We start from the raw sequence: 21,469 nt of genomic DNA on the forward strand, positions 1-21,469 counted from the left end.
ATTACATGGTAACAAAAAGGGTTAACGTTTTAAACGTTAACCCTTTTCTATTTATTTACAGTTACTAAGAAGCATCAGACTTACGAAGTTTTGAAAACTTCGTAAGTCTTTAAAATATCCACTATTTCCTCCATGCCTTGTTTGGCTTTGGCCCCATGACCAATTCAAGTGTAGCGCCTGATGAAATGGCCGCGTAATCCAGATGGCATTGATGATATGGCCTGCCATTAAGCGTAGCACTTTGAATATAAATATTAGCAGGCGAGTTATTTTTTGCAACCACGGTAAATGCCTTGCCTTTGGCATATTTTGGATCAAGGTTGATCTTTACTTTACTAAAAACCGGGCTGGTGATCTCGTACTGCATATCGCCCGGGCAAACCTGCGCTATACCACTTGCAGCGAGCACATACCATGCCGACATCTGTCCCACATCCTCATTACCTACTAAGCCTTCAACTTTGTTATGGTAAGCGCGGTTGCAGATGATCCTTGTCCACTTTTGGGTAAGCCAGGGAGCACCTAAACGGTTAAATAAAAATGGCACATGATGTACCGGTTCATTGGCATGATTGTAATAATTGTTCCAAAGCAGGTTTGCAGGCGCTTTCTCGAAGAAAGCAGTCAAATCTGCTATAGCTTTATCATTGCCGCCAAGCAGTGTGGCCAAACCCGGAATATCTTGAGGTACAAACCAGCCTTGTTGATAAGGGTTACTTTCTACCGTGCCATAGTTTTGCTCTAACCTACCCTCAGCAGGCCAGGCCATCCACTCTCCGTTATCCTTTTTAGGGCGGAACCAGTTTTTATCCGGATCGAAAACATTTTTGTAAGCCTTAGCCTTTTCAGCATATTTTGCGGCATCATCCGTTTTACCGATTGATTTGGCTATCTGCGCTATACACCAATCAAAATAAGCATACTCTAACGTACCTGATACACTACTGCCGCCAGTGCTAAAACCACGATCACCATTCCCAAATTTATTCTGCGTATTGATGCTGTATTGATAAGCTTTATCAATATCATAGCCGCGGATACCTTTTTTATAAGCATCGGCAATAACAGAGATAGACGGGTTACCGATCATACAACCGCTGTAGGCATTTAACAGCTCCCAGCGGTCAAAATATTGCCTGCCGTTTTCTGTTGCCAATGTAACCTGCGAGTTGATCAGATCATTAACCAAACCCGGATTGATTAATGTTTGCAAAGGCATCTGGCTGCGGAATACATCCCAACCGCTGAATATGGTTCTTTTAGTAAAATGATCCGCTGTGTGCGCTTTCAAATCACCGCCCGGGTATTTTCCGTCAACATCTTGAAAGGTTCGCGGATCAATCATGGTATGATATAGGGCAGTATAAAAGTTATATTTCTCTTCGGTACTGCCGCCGGTAACCTGAATTTTGGCTAAAGCCTTGTTCCACAAAGCGCGGGCCTGTAGGTGTACCTTATCAAAATCAAAATCCTTTATTTCAGACTCTAAATTGTTTTTTGCCCCTTCAATGCTATTGTACGAAATACCGGCTTTCAGTACTACCTGCTCATTGGCTTTGGTATCAAAATCGGCATAGAAGCCAAGGTGTTTGCCCAGCTTTTCTTTGGTGCCCGGCAGTATAGCAGCGTGTGCTATGATATCCTGGTATTTATCGCTTTCAATATCCTGTAACTTGCGGGTTTGCCCTTCGGGGATGCTGGCGCTCCACACGCCATAATCTTTAATGGGCTTATTTAACTGGGCGTAAAAGTAAACGGTGTAAAATGCCTGACCGTCGCCATTACCCCAGCCGCCACCTTCAGGTGTACATTTCATCCAACCCTGAATAGTATGATCATCAACAACTTTAACATACTGCATTACCGATGTACCACCTACCCTTCGGGCCAGATCTATCTGTATACGAGAATCGCTACCTTGCGGAAAAGTGAACCTCATGATACCACTATGAGGCGCGGCTGTAAGCTCGGCCTTAATCTGGTGATCTGTAAGCATCACCGAATAATATCCAGCCGAAGCTTTTTCGCTCTTTTTATCATAATAGGAACGGTAACCATCATGCTTACCTTCTTTACCTGCGCTGGTTTGTAAGGAGCCCGTGGTTGGCATCACCAAAAAATTTCCCAGATCGCCATACCAGCCCACGCCGCTCATTTGCGTCAGGGCAAACCCTTCAATAGTTTTATGCTCATAACTGTAGCCCGGGCCATTATCGCCTCCGGTTATAGTGTTAGGGCTTACCTGCACCATACCAAAAGGAACGGCAGCCCCCGGGAATGTTTTACCTAAACCTGCAGGATTACCTGCCAAATGCATATTGGTGCTTGCGCCAACAAAAGGGTTAACATAATCTGCCAGTTGCTTTTGCTGCGCGAACAAAGCCTGACCTACACACATTCCCAGGCCGATACCAACAGCCTTTAAAACATTTTTGTTAATGAACATTATATTTACTTACTAAGGTTTCTACAGCACGTTATTAACATGCCGCATTGATGGATTATTGAACTACGACAAATTTATTATTTAGATCGGCTTTATAACCTATCTGATCATTAAAAATGTCAATTTTACAATAATTCCCTTCACCTTAAGTTATAAATCAATTATACCCGTGTTAATTTTACCGGCGCTGTGTGATACGCGTTCCACTGGCATACGTATACGTTTTTATCCTCATCAACACATACATCATGACCATGTTGAAATACGGGATTAGTAGCTTGCAGCGTTTGCTGTAAAACACCATTCTTATAAACCGGCGCGGCACCACCCGGGTTTGAGATCACTTTGTTATCGGCATCAAGTATGGTTACAAAGCCTGAGTAATCGAAACGTTTACCGGCCGCATCTTTTGACCAGCAAACACCGGCGTAAATATTCTGCTCGTTAATTACCGCGCGGCATACATACATACCCGGCATATCAATACGTTTGATGAATTTGCCATCAAGCGTAAATATTTTAAAACAGTTCTCTTCGCGTGAGGTACAGATGAGTGTAGGGTTATTTTTATCGCGGGTATCAACCGTAATACCATGCGCGTTAACCAGGTTATGATCTTTATTGGTATTGTGATGACCACCAAAATGACGAATGTACTGGCCTTTGCTATTGTATTGGATAATGTAATCAGATCCGTAACCATCAGCCACGTAAATATCGCCATTAGGGGCTACAGCGGTTTCGGTAGGTTTAAACGGCTCGTCATCTTTGTAAATACCAATGGTACGCGGGTGGCCTATGGCAAAGATCAGCTTACCATCTAAAGTAGTTTTTAATACTTGGCCCGATTGACCATAATTGGCTCCTGTTCTGTCAGATGCCCAGCCGCAATCGGTAAGCAGCAGGAAATCTTCACCGCCCTCTTTACTGATACTTAAACCATGACCGCCCGGTAAGGATGTTCCCCAGTAATCCAGCAACTTGCCCGATTTATCAAATATCAGGATGTTGTTATGGGTATGATCGCCCAACATAATCAGGCGGCCTTTACTGTCCTGTACCATTTCATGGCAATTGGCCAGCGGATTACTGTTAACGCTGATTTTGGCCCACCCTTTATCAGCTTTATAGGTAAACCCATTATGCCCAATGGTATGATCATCAGGCTGAATATCTTTATGTAAAATAGAAAAACTTTTGGCAGGCGCAGCTGCTACTAAAGCCGACGCGATTGCGGAGTTTTTTATAAAATTTCTTCTCGATTTCTCCATTGGTTTATAATATGTTAGTTTGTTTGGACATAATTGCTAATATAGGTAACTTTTTATCATTTTAAACCAGGCATCGTTGCCAAAAAAATTTATCATTATTCAAGTTTAACCACCTAAATGCCTTATTCATATAATTTAAATGCCAACTGGTCATTAAAATATGTAACGAACAGTTAATACATTTCATATATTTGAAATTAGGCAAACCATGATGCCTGAACTTTAAAATACATCAATTAATACCGGTATTAACCACTTTTATGAGTTTTGGATTAGAACCTTTGATCGCGATTTTCCTGGCTTCCCAACTGCGTAAAACCTTAAAAAGCGAAGGTATCAGCAGCCCCTGGAGCCAATACCTTCTTTATGCCTTTTATGCGGCAGTTGCTGTAATATGCCTTGGGTTTAGTGGTTTCGGACATTCTTTATTTATTACCTTACTGGGGCATTTATTGATATTTGCCCTCGCGGCACTCACATTTACGCGCGACGAGTTTAAAACAAACAGACCGCTGGTAACATCGGTTATTCCTTATGTTATCATCACTTTTTTTAGTGATATCATAGAAAAAGTATTTGTTAACTTTTATAACGATTACAACGAGTTTTTTGAGAGTGCCCAATGGTTTGCCATATTATGGTTTGGCGCTATGTGGTTCATCAACCGCAGGCAGGGCAAAGCGCTGGAGATTGAACGTAAGAAAAGGCGCGACGAGGAAGAACAAAACCGCATGATGGCCGCCATGAAAGTTAATTTGGAAGGTGAAGTAAAGCAGCGTACAGCCGAATTAACCAAACAAAAAGAAGAGCTGCAACAAGCCCTCACCGAATTGAAAAGTACACAGGCGCAACTGGTTCAGCAGGAAAAAATGGCATCGCTTGGTGAACTTACGGCCGGCATAGCGCATGAAATTCAAAACCCACTCAACTTTGTAAATAACTTTAGTGAAGTTAGTATTGAACTGCTTGACGAACTAAAAGATGGCCCGTTTAAAAACCTGCCGGAAGATAGTTTGCAAGAGGCCAATGAGATCATGCATGACATTACGCAAAACCTTGCTAAAATAAACCAGCATGGTAAACGTGCCGATGCTATTGTGAAAGGCATGCTGCAGCATTCGCGTGCCACAACCAGCAAAAAAGAACCTACAGACATCAACGCCCTGGCCGATGAATACCTGCGCTTAAGTTATCACGGCCTACGGGCCAAGGATAAATCATTTAACGCGGCCATGAAAACCAGCTTTGATGAAAACATTGGTCAGGTTGATGCCATGACCCAGGACCTGGGCCGGGTATTGCTCAACTTATACAACAACTCGTTTTACTCCGTTGCCGAAAAGAAAAAGCTGATTGGTGATGGATATGAGCCCACCATCAATGTCAGCACTAAACTGATAAAGCCTGCTCAGGGAGGCAGTATTGTTGAAATTACTGTAGCGGATAATGGGCTGGGGATACCGCAACAGGCATTGGATAAAATCTATCAGCCATTTTTTACCACCAAGCCTACCGGCCTGGGCACCGGTTTGGGCTTATCTATGAGTTATGATATTATTACTAAAGCGCATAATGGCGAGTTAAAGGTAGAAACCAAAGAGGGCGAATACGCCCGGTTTACAATTACCATACCCGCAGTAAGCAACTAAAACAAATTTTATCAGATGAAAATACTTGTTGTTGATGATGAGGTTGATGTACAGCCGTTGTTTACACAACGGTTCAGAAAAGAGATCAAAAACGGTGAAATAGTATTTACCTTTGCTCTATCGGGCGAGGAAGCTATGGCTTACCTTGAAGAAAACCATTCTGAAGTGATCCTCATTTTATCAGACATTAATATGCCCGGCATGAGCGGGTTGGAGCTGCTTAAAAACATCAGGAGCACTTACGAAAAACCGCCGCCGGTGGTGATGATGATAACCGCTTACGGCGACGACGAAAACTACAAACAATCAATGGAGCTGGGTGCAAATGATTTTTTAACAAAGCCCCTTGATTTTACTAACCTGAAAGAGAAATTAAAACATATAGAACAATAATGGCCAAGATACTGGTAGTTGATGACGAATCGGATCTGGAATTACTGATCAAACAAAAGTTCAGGAAAAAGATCAGGGAAAAGGTATATGATTTTGTATTTGCTCAAAATGGACATGAGGCCCTGAAAAAGCTTGCAGAAGAGCCTGATATTGACGTGGTTTTAAGCGACATCAACATGCCCGAGATGGATGGGCTTACCCTGCTAACCAAACTGCCTGAAGCCAACCCCATACTGAAAGCCGTTATGGTTTCGGCCTATAGCGATATGGATAACATACGCACCGCTATGAACCGCGGTGCCTTTGATTTTGTATGCAAGCCCGTAAACTTCGACGACCTGGATATCACCATCGAGAAAACACTTTTACACGTTATTGAGCTTAAAAAAACCTTACAAGCCATTAAAGAAAACAACATACTGCGCATGTATGTTGACGAGAATGTTTTAAACTTCATGACCCACAGGGAGTTTGAAACCAGCCTGCTCAGCAACGAAACCATTGACGCCACCGTTCTGTTTGTTGATATATGTGGTTTTACGGCCATATCTGAACATGTGCCGGCCAACACCGTAGTAGGCCTCATTAATAAGCTATTTGACGGCATGGTGAAGGAAATTATAGCGCAAAACGGACATATTGATAAGTTCATGGGCGATGCCATCATGGCGGTTTTCCGGGGCGACTATCACCTTGACCGGGCTATTGACGCCGCGCTTTCTATAAAAGATAAAATGCTTGCTGCCGAAGCCATAGTATATGGCAATAAAACCTTTAAACCGGAAGTTTCTATCGGCATTAATTCGGGCGAGATGATATCGGGCAATATCGGATCGGCATCATTAAAACGTTTGGATTATACCGTAATTGGCGATGCTGTGAATCTGGCTCAACGCCTGCAATCTGTAGCCCAGGCGAGCCAGATCATTGTTACGGGCGAGGTATATGAAAAAGCAAAAGAATCGTTCGAGCTTAACAAAATTGGCGAAGTAAAGCTAAAAAACAAAGCCAAACCGGTAGAGATTTATGAGGTGGTGAGTTAAAAAAGTATCAAGTAATTAGTATCAAGTATCATGACAGCTGTTCTCATTCACTTCAACATAAATCTTGATACTTGATACTAACTACTTGATACTAATAAAAATCAATGTTCCCGTACTCTCTTCTTCAGCACCCCGCCTGCTGCTTCCTTAATACTATTGGTGAATACAAACGCTTTAGGATCGATGCTATGTACCAGGTTTTTTAAACGGCGTACCTCAAATCGGGTTATTACCGTGAATATAATATCAACCGGCTGATGCACATCAAAGCTGTCTTTCAGGAAACCGCGTTCACCTTTATAAACGGTAATTCCCCTCCCCAATTCCATCACCAGTCTTTCTTTTATGATTTCGCTTTGGCCCGATATAATATTTACTGCGGTATACTCTTCCAATCCGTCAATTACAAAACTGATGGTTCGTGAGGCTGTATAATACGTTAATATGGAATAGAGCGCGGTTGGTAACCCAAGTTTAAAGGCCGCTATTAAAAATATAATAATATTGATACCCAGAATGATCTCACTAATGGTAAAACTGCTCCGTTTTAAAGTGTAAAGAGCCAATATCTCGATACCATCAAGCGCGCAACCGCCGCGTATAGATAAACCCACACCCAGCCCCATGAATACGCCGCCAAAAATGGATACCAGCAATTTGTCGGAAGTTATAACCGGATATTCCACATAATGCAGGCAAATACCTAATGCAATTACACAGGCAAACGTTTTTAGGGCAAACGCTTTGTTCACCTGAAACATCCCCATAATAATAAACGGAATGTTGGCAATTACAATAACAAAAGCAATGTTAATATGATATAATTCATGAATAAGCAACGATATACCGGTTACTCCCCCATCAAAAAAGCTGTTGGGCACTAAAAAACCCTTTAAAGCAAACCCGCAAAATAAGATACCGATTATTACAGTTACTACATCCTTAATTATTTCAGGTAAACTGTGTTCTGCTTTTGTCATGAATTATATTTAAGATATTCTTTTAATGATCTCGTTCAGGTGTTCCTGCTTTACAGGGCCGCGGGTTTCAATAGCTGTTTGGGTAAAGTAATGGTGACTTTTAAAAAAGCCAACCTGTATTTTATCCCAATCCAATTCTGTTTTTAAACTATCGGTTATTACAAGTTCCGAAAATAAGTTTTTACTAAGTACAAAAAAATCATTCCGGCCTAAATAATCCAAATCGGCATCACAAATAATTTGTTGTAAATGGCCATGAGGGTTTTGCGGCAGTTTGGTAGCCATGATAATGGCACATATTTGCTCAATATCATCAGGTAAATATTCAAAGCGGGGCAAATACAGGCGTGCTATTTCACATGATTTTAGCTCATGATCTTTGGGCCCATTTAAAAACCCACTATCATGATACAGGGCAGCTGTAAGCAGTAAAAGCTGTTCATGCGCCGCTACTCCCTCTTTTTGCGCTATCCTTTTTGATGCTGTGTAAACATCAACAGCATGCAGGGCATTGTGATAAAAAAGATGTTCAGGAAGCTCGCTATTTAATTTATCCAGTATAAATACCCGGGCCTGTTCAATCTGCATCGGCAATATAATTGACCGCTAATATATTAAATTGTTCGGCATGGCATGGCATATTCGCCGTGATTATCAGTGCTAAATCCCGTAAAAAAAGTAATAGTCCATAAAACGGAACCCCATCAAATCAGACTGTTTATCTACTCACCCCGACATCGCTACGCTTGTCGACCCTCTCTTCAGCTTCGCTGGAAAGAGGGTGAAGAAAAATTTGTCAGTGCTGAGGTACGAAGCAATCGCGAATCGAAAGGAAAACTTGCACTGTCCGCGATTGCCACGCTATCGCTCGCAATGACAAATTTTTCTACTACCCTCTTTTCGCCGAAGGCGAAGAGAGGGTGCCCGAGCGAAGCAACGGGCGGGTGAGTCTTTTATGGGTTATTACTGTACACAGGTATAAAACAAAAGCGCCTGCCCGTCACACATGACGAACAGACGCTTTTATTTCTATTTATTCTTAAAACTTAAGCGCTAAGTTAAGTGTGAATCTGGTTGGGTTTTGAGGTGCCAAACGGAACGACCAATATTTTTCGTTAGTTAAATTATCCAGCTTAACTCCTATGCGATATTTGGGCTGATCGTAAAATACAGTAGCATCAACCGTAGTGTATGATGGTATGGTAAATTTAAATGTAGCCGTATTAGTTTGGTATGATGAACTGCCATAGTTACCGCCAACACCAAAACCTAAGCCCTTAACACTACCTTCAGGAATACGATAGCTCATCCATAAGTTAGCTAACCTTGCAGGCCCTGCAGCTGCTGGCCGTAAACCCAATACAGAAATATCAGCTTTGGTAAATTTACTATCATTGTAAGCAAACCCTGCTATAACATTAAAGCCTGTGAACGGATTAGCAATGATCTCCGCTTCAATACCTTTACTTAACTGGGTACCATCCTGAATATTAAATGCTGAATTATTAGGATCAATCCTGACGGTGTTAGTTACAGAAATATTGTAATAGCTAACAGTTGAACTAATTTTATGATCCCACAAATCAACCTTAACACCACCTTCCCACTGATTGGCATATTGAGGTTTAAACGGGGAACCATCGGCACTTGTTGACGTTACATTATTGAACCCATTCATGTAGTTACCAAAGAGCGATACCTGGTCTTGAACTACCTGATAAACCAAACCAAACTTTGGCGACCATGCCGTTTGGTTAAAGTTACCTGTAGTTTTGCCATCGGCAGGTGTATACGCGCCTTTGTTAACAAAGCGGTCAATACGGATACTGGCCATTGCGTTCAACCTGTCGGTGATATTAAACACATCCGACACGTAGGCAGCATATGAGCTTTGGTTATTCTGAACATAATCACTTGCTTTTGGTGCCATAGCAGCAAGCAAGGCCGAAACTTTTTCTGGAGTAAAATTATTATATGCAGCTCCCGGGGTTTTGTAGTTGATCAAAGGCATGTTTACCAAAACATTTGCCCAGTTACTTTTTTGATTGTAATATTCTGCACCGGCAACAATACGGTTACGGAAATCACCTATTTTAAAGTCACCAATAAAATTTTGCTGAACATTGGTGATATAATATGGATAATCCTGTTTAACAACCTGTCGTCTGATGGCGGTATCTGACAATGCAAACTGGGTAACAAAACCTTTGGTTGTAGAATAGGTTTTGTTGAACATGGTTTGCGATTTCCAGTTATCAGATATCTTATAATTAACCAGCGCGTAAATATCAATCTGGCGGCTCTGGTAATCCAGGTTATTGTTGGCGAAAGAGCGTTTATAATCGATACCAAGATCCCGGACATTGTAAATTTTAGCTTTCGGATCCGGCGCCAGGCGATAAGCGGAAGTGGCGTTTCCATTACCTATCTCTGCATCAAAATTAACCGATAAACGATCATTTACAATGTAGGTTAAACTTGGGGCCACAAAAAAGCTACGGTTAAAGCCTGCATCCATAAAGCTATGTTCGTTATGCAAAGCCGTATTAATACGGAACAATACCGTTTTTTCCTTATTTAAAGGCATGTTAACATCGGCAGTAAGGCGGTTAAGGTCAAAACTACCGGTTTGATAAGCTATTTCGGTACGCGGTGTTTCAAACGGTTGCTTGGTAACCCGGTTAAAGAGACCTCCGAATGATGCCAGGCTGCTGTTAAATAAAGTGCCAGTAGGTCCTTTGATAGCTTCTATCTTTTCAATATCAGCCGGGTCAATAGCATTAAAGTTATAACCTGCAACGCTGTTGCGGATAAAGTTACCGGTAACAAATCCACGTGATAAAAGCGTGGTACGGCCATTATTGTAAACCAGTGGTACGCCTGTACCCGGTATGTTTTTAAAACCATCTACGTAGCTGGTCACCACCTGCTCCTTCATCAGTTCGCTGGTTACCACACTGTAAACCTGCGGGTTCTCTAAGTTTTTGATTGGTAAACGGGCCACATCCTCGGTTTCTTTCTTCAAAAACTTATTGTGCTTTGCACTTTGGATATATACCTCTTTTAGCTCTTTGCCACCTTCAACCAAAACAAAATTGATGGTTATGGTTTCGCCGGCCACTACCACAGCCTGTTTGGTTTGTGTTTGCAACCCCATGAAACTGGCAGAAACTGTATAGGTACCAGGTGTAACATTTTTAATGGTGTAATGGCCGTTTTGTCCGGCGCTTGCACCCTGTTGAGTTTCTGCAATAACAATGTTAACAAATTCGGCAGCCTTACCGTCGGCGGTTTTCACAGTACCTTTAATGGTACCCGGTGATGTTTGGGCCGATACCGGGTTGATATTCAAAATCAATCCTAAAAAGCCTGTTATAAATAAAGTATGAAGTGTTTTTAGGAAAAAGAACGGAGGGTTGATATTTTTAAAAAGAACAAGGGGTAATTTTTTTGGCATCTGATGAAGAATTAAAGGAGTAAGGGCTTGTACTATAAAATATTTTAACTTGTAGTGGATGATCAAATCCGGCGCAAAGTTATTTTTATTTAGAATAAATACAAATAAGAATAGTGATTTAATAAATTTCTCTCCTGTCCGATTTTTAGTTCAAATTAGTTCACGAGCACATCAACCAAGTCTATTTGCCGTATAACAACTATATTAGCCGCATGAATAGTTGGTTTAAAAACTACAAGGGTATTATACTGCTCATGGCCGGTATTATAGCGGGCAGCATAGCCGGTATATTTTTGGGCAGTAAGGTAGAGCCTTTAAAACCCATAGGTGATATTTTTCTGAACCTGCTATTCACTGCAGTTGTACCATTGGTATTTTTTGCCATAGCATCGGCCATTGCCGGGCTCGATAGCTCGCAACGGCTTGGCCGCCTGCTGGGTATTACTTCGGCTGTATTTGTATCAACAGTATTGGTTGCTGCCATTGTAACCATCATAGCCGCCTGGATATTCCCTATCCATCAACACCTGGTAGCCAGCCCGATAACCGAGGCGGTGACTAAAAAACCTTTCGGTGATCAGCTTACCCAGTTATTTACCACCAGCGAGTTTTACCAGCTGCTTTCGCGCAAAAGCATGCTCGCCATGATCATTTTTGCCATATTAACGGGGTTCGCCACGTTACGGTCAGGTAAGCGGGGTGCTGCATTCGCCAATTTTTTGCACAGTGGTAACGAGGTATTTAAAAATATCTTTATCCTGATCATGAAGCTCGGCCCTGTAGGCTTAGGCGCTTATTTTGCTTACCAGGTAGGTGTGTTTGGCCCGCAATTATTTGGTGGCTACGCCCGCTCAATGGCCTTGTATTATGGCGTGGGCGCATTTTATTTTGTAGTGATATTCAGCTTATACGCCTTTATTGCCGGTGGCGTAAAGGGCATAAAAAAATACTGGCGCAATAATATTATACCCTCGGCAACGGCGGTGGGTACCTGTAGCAGTATTGCTACTATACCGGCCAATCTGGATGCCGCTAAAAAGATCGGGATACCCGATATTATTGCCAATGTTACTATCCCTATTGGCGGCACGCTGCACAAAGAAGGATCGAGCATATCATCAATAGTAAAAATGATCGTGGTATTTGCCTTGTTCGGAAAAAGCTTTAACAGCGCCGATACCATAGCTATAGCCCTGGCCATGACGGTATTGGTAAGCCTTGTGGAAGGCGGCATACCTAACGGAGGCTATATAGGTGAGCTATTGTTTATATCAGCCTATGGCTTCCCACCCGAAGCACTCCCTCCAGCCATTATTATAGGCACCCTGGTTGACCCGATGGCGACCCTGTTAAACGCCACAGGCGATACCGTTGCCGCCATGCTGGTAACGCGGTTCAGCGAAGGCAGAAACTGGCTCAAAGCCTCAGAATAATCGTTACGTTTCATTACCGCACATTAATTAAACTACGCAAATAAGTATATTTGATAAACAGCCGAAACAAACACCTGTTTATCAAAACCTTATGCTGCACATTTTATACATTATAGCCATTACTGCCGAAGCTATGACAGCGGCCCTATCGGCCGGCCGGCGAGATATGGATTGGGTTGGCGTTTGCATTATAGCCTGGGTTACAGCGCTTGGCGGTGGTACGGTACGCAACATCTTGTTTAACCACTACCCCATGAGTTGGGTTGAACACCCCGAATATTTACTCATCACTGCCGCGGCTGCATTATTGGCCGCTATCATCGCATCCATCATGACCAAATTAAAAAAGCTATTCCTATACCTGGATGCTTTGGGCCTGGTGGTGTTTACCATTATAGGCTGCCAGATAGCGCAGCAAATAAACCTGCCGGTAAGCATAGTTTTATTAAGCGGCATGATCACAGGCTGCGCGGGTGGGGTTTTACGCGATGTATTGTGTAATGATATACCTTTATTGTTTCATAAAGAGATATATGCCAGCGCGTCGATAGTAACCGGCGCGGTTTATCTTGGTATTGAATATTTAGGCGGTAGTAGCGGGATTGCAATTATTATAGCCTGCACAATTGGCTTAGCACTGCGTTTATTATCTATCCGTTATAAATGGCAAATGCCCAAGTTTGTTTATCACGAAGAGTGGCATTAAAAACAAAAAAGCTGCCCTTTTGAGGCAGCCTTTTTGTTTGTTTATACTCACCGATTATTACCAGCCTGTATTTTGAGTTAACTTGTTATTAGTAGAAATCTCACGCTGTGGAACCGGCCACAGGTAATATTGATCTTTCATAGTAACACCTTGCTCGTTTGCAGTTGAGGTTGCCACACCAAATGTATTGTTTTTTACATCATAGATCTGGTGGGTACGCTGAATATCAAAGTATGATTTATCCTCAAAAGCCAGCTCATGGTAACGCTCTTTCCAGATAGCTATACGGAACTGATCTTTGTTTAAGCCGCTCAGTGGTGCCAGACCAGCACGTGCGCGAATCTGGTTAACAGCCGCGTATGCATCAGCAGTTGGACCATTTACTTCATTTGATGCTTCTGCAAAGGTCAGCATAGCTTCTGGTAAGCGTAAAAAGGTCCAGTTTTCATCACATTTACCGCTATTGGCAGTACCTGATACAGAGCTTTCCACATGGAAATATTTGTACAGACAGTGTTCACCAAAAACAATGATAGAATTGTTATCAGAAGCTGGATATTGTGAAAAATAGAACTGTTTTTCCTGAGTACGTTTGTCGCCTGCTTCATAGCTGTTAAAAAACGCATCAGTAGGGATCATAGCGCCCAGGTGGTCACCATAAACACCAACCGGTTGGTTAAACGGAACAGTTAATTGAGTGATGGCATTAGTTGCATTTTTGGTTGCATCATAATTGGCCTGAAATATCAATTCACCCTGATTTTTGTGCGCGTTATCATGCAAATAAGCATAATTGTCAAACAGGGTATATAAAGGCAAAGCTAATTTAGCCTCATCAGCTGCTTTCTGATAATTTTCTGTTTTTTGCAGCGGATATCCGGCCATAGTTAAATATACACTTGATAATAACGTGTGTACAGCACCCATAGATGCCAGCATACCATTGTTACCAGGAAGGCCTGATTGTTCGGCAGCCAGCAAATCATTCACTACCTGGTTATAGACCTGCTCTTTAGGTGAACGAGCCGGATATAAAAGATCGCTATTCAAATCAACCGGAGTAGTAATCAAAGGCACATCGCCATATAACCTTACCAGGTGATAATAAAAGAATGCTCTTAAGAAATATGCTTCGCCTAACATTGATTTTTTTGTAGCATCGTCCATGCTGATAGACGGGATACGGTTCAATGCGATATTACATTCGGCTATGGCTGTATAACAACCTTTCCACATGGTTTCAAACCCAGGGTTAGTAGGGTCTGTACGTTCAAATATAACGTTGTTGTTGTTTACACTTTGCCCTAATGAGGTAGCATGACCTGCAAAAAGTTCCAGTGTAATAAACGGCGCTTCACCATAAGCATCGCCATTCATGAAAATGTAGGTGCCGTAGTTTTGACCACTATTAAAGTTATTACCGTAGATACCATTTACAAACGCGCGTGCCTGGCTTTGGCTTGTAAAATAGTTTTGCTGCGTAAAGTTGCTTTTATTTGGCTCGTCAAGATATTTTTTGCAGCTGGTAGCGCTTGCTATAACCATAAGGCCGAGCAAACCGGTTTTATATTTTTTAAAATTAAATTTCATAATAATTTTCATTTAGGTATTTAATTAAAAACTCGCATTTATACCCAGCAGATAAACCCTTGGTTTTGGATAATCATAAAACTGCACACCTTGGGTAAAGTTGCTGTTTGTTTGCCTACCATACTGATCTATACCTGCATTGTAAGTAGAGGTTTCAGGATCATACCCGGTATACTTGGTAATCAGGAAAGCATTTTGTACTTGCGCGTATAATCTTAAGCGACTCAGTTTAATTTTCTTAACCAGGTTATCAGGGAAGTTATAACCTAAAGTTATATTACGGCCACGAATAAAGTTTCCGCTCTCAACCTTGGTTGAGTAGATCTCTGTTTGATAATAAACATAAGCCGGACGATCCTGAGCTATATTGGTATTTTGGTTTTCCGGAGTCCAGGCATTTAATACAGTGGCATAACTATTGGCCTGACCGGTACGATCCTGACCCGAGTGACGGGTTAAGTTCATGATCTGGTTACCGTAGTTAAACTGCAGCTCCACACCCAGGTCAAACGCTTTGTAACGGAAGGTATTGGTAAATGTTCCATAACCAGATGGGGTTGATTTACCCAATATCTGTTTATCGGCAACAGTGATCTTTCCGTCGCCATTAGTATCCTGAATTTTTAAGTCACCCGGAAGTTTGCCGTATTTGGCAGCATCAGCAGCTTCAGCTGTACCCCAGGTACCAAGCACTTTGTAGCCATAAAATACGCTGGCTGGTTCACCTACACGCAATAAGTTAAACTGCGATAAAAATGTTGGTGCCAAAAAGATATCATCGTTGGCATCACCTAAATGCAATATCTTATTTTTCAGGAACGAGATATTGAAGGTGGTGTTCCAGCTAAAGTTATTGGTTTTAACGTTAACAGAGTTAATAGTTACCTCAATACCTTTATTTTCAAGGCTACCAATGTTTTTGTAAACACTGCTATAACCACTGCTTTCAGGTATTGGTGCATTCAGCAATAAGGCTTTGGTTTTTTTGTAATAAGCATCCGCATCAACATTTAAACGGTTATTAAACAAACCGAAGGCTACACCAAAGTTAAACTCGCTGTTTTTTTCCCATTGCAGGTCTGGATTACCCGGGCTGCCTGTATCAATTATAGTACCTGTGCCCCCTGTTACTGTAGAACCTGATACCAGGTTGGCCTGTGAGCGGTACTGACCGATCTCGGAGTTACCGGTTAAACCGTAGCTGAATCTCAATTTCAGATCAGATATGGTTTTGTTGTCTTTCAGGAAATCTTCCTGAGATACACGCCAGGCTAAAGCCGCAGACGGGAAGAAACCATATTTTTTTGAAGGGCCAAAGCGTGATGAACCATCCTCGCGACCGGTTAAGGTTAACAGATACTTGTCTTCAAAACCGTAATTGATACGACCGAAGTACGACTGAATTTGCCAACCATAATAATTTGAGAATGGTGTTCCGGGAGTTGCACCTACACCAAGATTATTATAGGCAAAGTAATCATCTGATAAACCTGAAGTTGACGATCCGACAGCCAATTCTTTAAAGTTTTGGCGCTCGGTACCTACAACCACGTTTAATGAATGTATTTTATTAAATACCTTGTTGTAAGTCAAGTGGTTTTCCCATTGCCAGAAGGTATCATTAAACTCATTGATAGAAGCTGAACTGTTGCTTTGATCAACTGTAGCACCACCTACTAAACTTGTTTGGTAATGCGGGTTATAATTAGCCTGTGTGGTTACACCAATAGTACTGCGGAATTCCAGTCCTGGCGCCAGGTTAAGGTTCAGGTAACCGTTACCACTAAATACGCTTTTGCGATATACGTTATGAACTTCATTAGCCTGAGCAACAGGGTTATCACCACCTTCTAAGTTAGGATAATCAGTTCTTTTACCATATGAACCATCAGGATAGCGAACAGGTATAAACGGCACCATTTCAATTAACATACGAGGGATGTTATTACCACCCGGACCATCATCTGCGTCACGTTGCTCAGAGTTGTTATAATTTAAAGTAGCACCAACTTTTAACCACGGTTTTACCTGGTGATCAATAGTTAAACGGGCATTATAACGTTTCTGATAACTGTTTAAGATGATACCTTCGTCATCTGCATAGTTCAGGAACAAACCATAAGTAAGGTTATCAGAACCACCGGTAAACGTAACGTTATGGTTTTGACTATATGCGGTACGTGTAGTAGCTTTTTGATAATCCACATCATATAGCGGGTTCAAATTCTTATCAAAAAGTTTACCAATAAGGGCTGTTCTTTCTGTAACCGGGTTATCTTTTGTGTAGTTTCCTGCTGCCCAACCTGCCGGGTCATATTTAGGAATATTGGCATATGATTGATCTTCAACCGCTAACCATTGCTTAGAATTAAGCACAGCCAGTTCTTTAGCCATTACACTAATACTTCCGTAAGCATCATAGCTAACACTACCACCTTTTTTACCACGTTTGGTAGTTACCAAAATTACACCGTTAGCACCACGGGTACCATAAATAGCTGTTGATGACGCGTCTTTAAGTACGTCGATAGTTTCGATATCATTAGGGTTCAGTGATGAGCCACCTGCTGTCCAGATCACACCATCCACTACATAAAGCGGATCGGTTGCCGCGTTGATAGAGCTGTAACCACGGATACGGATCTTGGTTTCGCCGCCTGGTGCACCAGAGTTAGTTGATACGTTAACACCGGCAATTTTACCGGCAAGTTCCTGCTCCAGGTTAATAGCCGGTCGGTCTTGCAGCGCTTTTCCGCTTACACTACCTACCGAACCGGTTAAGTCAACACGCTTTTGTGTACCGTAACCAACCACAACTACCTCATTCAGGGCTTTAGGTAATTCTTCCAACACTGCATCAACTTGTGCTTTGTTACCAATGGCAACCTCTTTAGTGGTGTAGCCTACAAAACTGAAAACAAGTGTTCCGGTTCCGTTAGGGGCATTCAGCGTGTATTTACCATTAACATCGGTAACAGTACCTAAATTTGATCCTTTAAATTTAACGCTTACACCAGGCAATGGGCCTTTAGCGTCGCTTACGGTACCCTGTACCTTAAAGGCAGCTGCCGACTCCGCGTTTTCTTCTTTCTTTTTAACTACAATGGTTTCATCAAATACCTTGTAGGTTAAAGGCTGATCTTTAAAACATTGGTTGAGAGCTTCTTCCAAAGGAGCGTTAGCCAGTTCAATATTGATCCCTCCTGCTTTTGAAACATCATTTTTGTCATATAAAAAATGATAGCCGGTTTGTTTTTCAATCGCCTTCAGTACTTTTTCAACGGTGGCGTTTTTTTGGTGGAGGGTTACTATTTGACTATAGCTTTTAGCACTTACGTTGGTAAGAGCGGCAATCATAATAATAACTGTGAGCTTCATAGCCAGTATTATTTTGGATAATTGAGGCCATGCCAAAGGCGTGGCCTTAGAATTAAAATTCATAAGTTTGTAGAGTTTGGGTTAAACATTAACTTTCAATTCGTCGATTGCATTTTTTTGGGACCCAGATATTTGACCGGGATGGTGCTGCAAACACTTCCCGGTTTTTTTATACCTGTATTTTTGATGTTTGGGCCGAAGTTTACGCAGCCAAACAATCAACACAGTGGATCCCTGAAGAGGCTAACTTGTTCTGTGTATTTTTTTCATCATAGCGTTGTTAAGGGTGAATAGTTGGTTATTAGTGTTATTATGTAATTACTTGGTTATGGTAATATGCTTATCTTCTATCTTAAAATTAATTCCTTCGTATTTAAGCATATTCAATAATTCAGAGGCTTTAACATTGCGGGAAATACGACCTGTAAATTCGCGTTCTGGTATTTTGCCTTCATATGATACGCTTACATCGTACCAGCGGGCAACCTGGCGCATAATACTTTCAATACCTGCATCGGTAAACTGAAACAGACCATCTTTCCAGGCTATAGAGTTTTCCGCATCCGGGTCGTTTACTACCTTTATCTGTCCGTTTTGGTTGAGCGAAGCTTGCTGCCCTGGTTTCAAAACACCGGCATCTTTGCTGTTGCTTATTTTTACCGCACCTTCCAGCAGGGTTGTTTTCACTGAGTTTTCATCATTATAGGCCATCACGTTAAAATGAGTTCCTAATACCTCAATCAAAACATTATTTGTTTTTACCCTGAACGGTTTTGATGGGTTCTTGACTACCTCAAAATAAGCTTCGCCGGTAATTTCAACATCGCGGGTTTTACCTGTAAATACAGCCGGAAAACTAACAGATGAGGCTGAATTTAACCAAACCTTACTGCCATCATTAAGCACAAGCTGGTACTGCCCTCCTCTTGGGGTTGATACGGTATTTATTTCTGAACTTGCACTTTGATCGCCATTAGCTGATTGGTAAACCACCTGTCCATCTTTTGTTTTATTTATCCGGGCATCACCCTCCCTGGCTAAAACTCCGTTCCGGGCATTATCCAAGTTAATCGTTTTACCATTTGCAAGCGTTAAAACCGCCTTGTTACCACCAGGCAAAACATCATGAACCGGCTGATTTTTGGCTAAATCCTCTTTATTCAATTGCTTTTTTTGCTTTACAAAAACATATGCGCCAAGGCTTACAAATACCAGTAAAGCCGCGGCCACACCCAATTTTACCCATGATATTTGGCTATCGGGAGGCCTGATTGGGTAAATGTTATCATGATCGGCTTTATTCTGTAAAATATTGTTAAGCATATCTATGCTTTTTGTTGGGTCAAAAAGCTGCTCATCGGTGTCCAGATCATTCCAGGCCTGTTGAATAAGCGCGGTTAGTTCCGCGTCATTTGCTGATGCATTAATAATTTCAAACAACTCCTCCCGTTCCTGTGCTGTAGCAGTTTGATTGTAGTAGCTATTGAAAAGATAGCTTAACCTTGCATTAAATGCACTCATATAGAATAGTTGTTAGTCATCAGTAAATAATTGGCAATGAGATTTCGGGCGATCTCACGTACATGACAACTAACAGCTAAAAAAAGGGGCTATCGTATTTTAAAAAAAATTAAAAAACTTTTAAGTGTCACCAGCAGCATAGCGGTAACTTCCAGATGCTCATGCACATACTCGGTTATGGATACCGTAGCTATTTGCAAATATTTTTTTACGGTTTCGCGCGATAGCTCCAGTTGATCGGCAATTTCGGCATATTTAAGGCGGTTATGCCTGCTTAGTAAGTAAACCTTTTGTTGCTGTGGAGGTAAATGATCAATAGCCTCGTCCAGTAAATTATAATACATATCTGTATATCCGGCCTCTGGTATCATAATTTTCAGATCACTATCCTCCAACTGTTTTACCATAGTACGCTCCTTAGCCAGCTTTTTCAGGCAATTTAAAGCGTGATTTTTGGAGATCACAAACAAATAGGCTTTAAAATTATCAACCCCTACCAGTGATTCGCGCGTAAGCCATATTTTTAAAAATACATCCTGCACCACTTCTTCAGCCAGCTCGGCCGAGTTTGTTACGCGCAACATATGCACACCCAATTGCTGGTGGTACATCATAAATAATTTTCGAAAGGCTTGTTCATTGCCTGAAGCCACCTGCATCAACAGTTCACTCTCATTTAACTGAGCAATATCAAACATAGAAAAGGGTATAATTTTGTGCCAAATAATAAACTTTACATAAATTTTAGGCGCACTGAATTACATTGATAAAACAAGTGCTATAACACTATTGCCGTGATAAGGTTTACATTTTGCAGGGAGAAACCTCTTCAAGAAATTTAATTTATTGATTGGCAGGAATATAATATCTAAACTAATATTTATTCTTCAATTTTTAATGTATCATCTGTTAATTTATTTTCAATACGCTTATCAGGGATAAACCACATTGCAGCTACAACGCCATATAAAACAAAGCTTACCACGGGACTTACCCATGATAAGCCAATGGCAACTATGTACACTAACACCGAGCCCATACTTTTCCAGTCGCTGCCCAACACATCAGCAATAAGCGATTGCTGGCCACTATGTTTAATAAGCATTGTTTGCAAAATAGTATAAGCAAACCCCGTCATAGCCAAAGTAACACCATAACAAACTACAGGTATCTGCGTAAAGTGATTTTCGCCCATCCAGCCGGTTACAAAAGGGATCAGCGAAAGCCAGAACAGCAGGTGCAGATTAGCCCACAGTATCTTCCCGTTTACTGATCGTACAATGTGCATCATGTGGTGATGGTTATTCCAGTATATTCCCACATATACAAAACTCAAAATATAACTCAGAAAAACAGGCACCAATGGTTTTAATGATGCCAGAGTATCTTCATGCGGCACCTTTAACTCCAATACCATAATGGTAATGATAATGGCTATAACACCATCACTAAATGCCTCTACCCTACTTTTACCAAAAGCCATTTATTTGTTTTTGTAGTTTATATTAATTAATTACTGCCCGCATATTCCTGATACCTTTTCATGGCTTCAATAAAATAATAATCGGCATAGGTTAAAGGCACATCAATTTCGGTACCTGC

The 21,469-nt window shown here is 41.5% G+C and carries 15 protein-coding genes; 5 read left to right on the plus strand and 10 right to left on the minus strand.

The genetic code is table 11. The features are described 5' to 3' along the window. Positions 1-121 precede the first annotated feature (121 nt). Both AAGC65_RS02795 and AAGC65_RS02800 read right to left on the minus strand, forming a co-directional pair. The gene (locus tag AAGC65_RS02795) at positions 122-2,446 is read right to left on the minus strand and encodes a GH92 family glycosyl hydrolase (protein WP_343110882.1); all 2,325 of its coding nucleotides are present in this window, start codon (positions 2,444-2,446) and stop codon (positions 122-124) included. 161 nt (positions 2,447-2,607) lie between these two features. After that, entirely contained in the window at positions 2,608-3,717 is a 1,110-nt protein-coding gene (locus AAGC65_RS02800) for a twin-arginine translocation signal domain-containing protein (protein ID WP_343110883.1), read from the minus strand. Positions 3,718-3,977: 260 nt separating this feature from the next. On the opposite strand from AAGC65_RS02800, the gene AAGC65_RS02805 reads away from it, so the two are divergent. Genes AAGC65_RS02805 through AAGC65_RS02815 form a run of 3 tightly spaced genes read left to right on the plus strand, consistent with a single transcriptional unit; the run spans position 3,978 to position 6,802 of the window. Beyond that, complete coding sequence (locus AAGC65_RS02805; RefSeq protein ID WP_343110884.1) at positions 3,978-5,366, plus strand: ATP-binding protein; 1,389 nt, start codon at positions 3,978-3,980, stop codon at positions 5,364-5,366. 15 nt (positions 5,367-5,381) lie between these two features. After that, positions 5,382-5,759 (plus strand): response regulator, encoded by a 378-nt coding sequence (locus AAGC65_RS02810; RefSeq protein WP_343110885.1) that lies wholly within the window; start codon positions 5,382-5,384, stop codon positions 5,757-5,759. Then, positions 5,759-6,802, plus strand: coding sequence for an adenylate/guanylate cyclase domain-containing protein (locus AAGC65_RS02815; protein WP_343110886.1), 1,044 nt, complete (start codon positions 5,759-5,761; stop codon positions 6,800-6,802). The genes AAGC65_RS02810 and AAGC65_RS02815 overlap by 1 nt, the downstream gene beginning before the upstream one ends. Positions 6,803-6,903: 101 nt before the next feature. On the opposite strand, the gene AAGC65_RS02820 is transcribed toward AAGC65_RS02815, so the two are convergent. The 3 genes from AAGC65_RS02820 to AAGC65_RS02830 form a co-directional block, all read right to left on the minus strand. Continuing rightward, a complete protein-coding gene (locus AAGC65_RS02820) occupies positions 6,904-7,782 on the minus strand; it encodes a YitT family protein (protein ID WP_343110887.1) in 879 nt (292 codons plus the stop codon). A gap of 9 nt (positions 7,783-7,791) precedes the next feature. Beyond that, the gene (locus AAGC65_RS02825) at positions 7,792-8,370 is read right to left on the minus strand and encodes an HD domain-containing protein (protein ID WP_343110888.1); all 579 of its coding nucleotides are present in this window, start codon (positions 8,368-8,370) and stop codon (positions 7,792-7,794) included. Positions 8,371-8,821: 451 nt separating this feature from the next. Next, positions 8,822-11,239, minus strand: a complete 2,418-nt coding sequence (locus AAGC65_RS02830; RefSeq protein WP_343110889.1) for a TonB-dependent receptor — start codon at positions 11,237-11,239, stop codon at positions 8,822-8,824. Between the two features lie 212 nt (positions 11,240-11,451). Here AAGC65_RS02830 and AAGC65_RS02835 point away from each other — a divergent pair, with 212 nt between their 5' ends. Together AAGC65_RS02835 and AAGC65_RS02840 are read left to right on the plus strand one after the other, a co-directional pair. Further along, positions 11,452-12,672, plus strand: a complete 1,221-nt coding sequence (locus AAGC65_RS02835; RefSeq protein ID WP_343110890.1) for a dicarboxylate/amino acid:cation symporter — start codon at positions 11,452-11,454, stop codon at positions 12,670-12,672. A gap of 91 nt (positions 12,673-12,763) precedes the next feature. Then, complete coding sequence (locus AAGC65_RS02840) at positions 12,764-13,378, plus strand: trimeric intracellular cation channel family protein (RefSeq protein WP_343110891.1); 615 nt, start codon at positions 12,764-12,766, stop codon at positions 13,376-13,378. 57 nt (positions 13,379-13,435) lie between these two features. Here AAGC65_RS02840 and AAGC65_RS02845 read toward each other — a convergent pair whose 3' ends face one another. From AAGC65_RS02845 to AAGC65_RS02865, 5 genes are all read right to left on the minus strand, one after another. After that, the gene (locus AAGC65_RS02845) at positions 13,436-14,968 is read right to left on the minus strand and encodes a RagB/SusD family nutrient uptake outer membrane protein (RefSeq protein ID WP_343110892.1); all 1,533 of its coding nucleotides are present in this window, start codon (positions 14,966-14,968) and stop codon (positions 13,436-13,438) included. A gap of 24 nt (positions 14,969-14,992) precedes the next feature. Next, positions 14,993-18,409: a TonB-dependent receptor gene (locus AAGC65_RS02850; protein WP_343110893.1), complete on the minus strand. Its 3,417-nt coding sequence runs from the start codon at positions 18,407-18,409 to the stop codon at positions 14,993-14,995. A 255-nt stretch (positions 18,410-18,664) separates the two neighbouring features. Further along, a complete protein-coding gene (locus AAGC65_RS02855; RefSeq protein ID WP_343110894.1) occupies positions 18,665-19,867 on the minus strand; it encodes a FecR domain-containing protein in 1,203 nt (400 codons plus the stop codon). Positions 19,868-19,956: 89 nt separating this feature from the next. Continuing rightward, a complete protein-coding gene (locus tag AAGC65_RS02860) occupies positions 19,957-20,565 on the minus strand; it encodes a sigma-70 family RNA polymerase sigma factor (protein ID WP_343110895.1) in 609 nt (202 codons plus the stop codon). 182 nt (positions 20,566-20,747) lie between these two features. Beyond that, on the minus strand, positions 20,748-21,350 hold the full coding sequence (locus AAGC65_RS02865; RefSeq protein WP_343110896.1) for a TMEM175 family protein: 603 nt from the start codon (positions 21,348-21,350) through the stop codon (positions 20,748-20,750). Positions 21,351-21,469: the final 119 nt, after the last annotated feature.

This window comes from Mucilaginibacter sp., from assembly GCF_039207105.1.
Lineage (GTDB): Bacteria > Bacteroidota > Bacteroidia > Sphingobacteriales > Sphingobacteriaceae > Mucilaginibacter.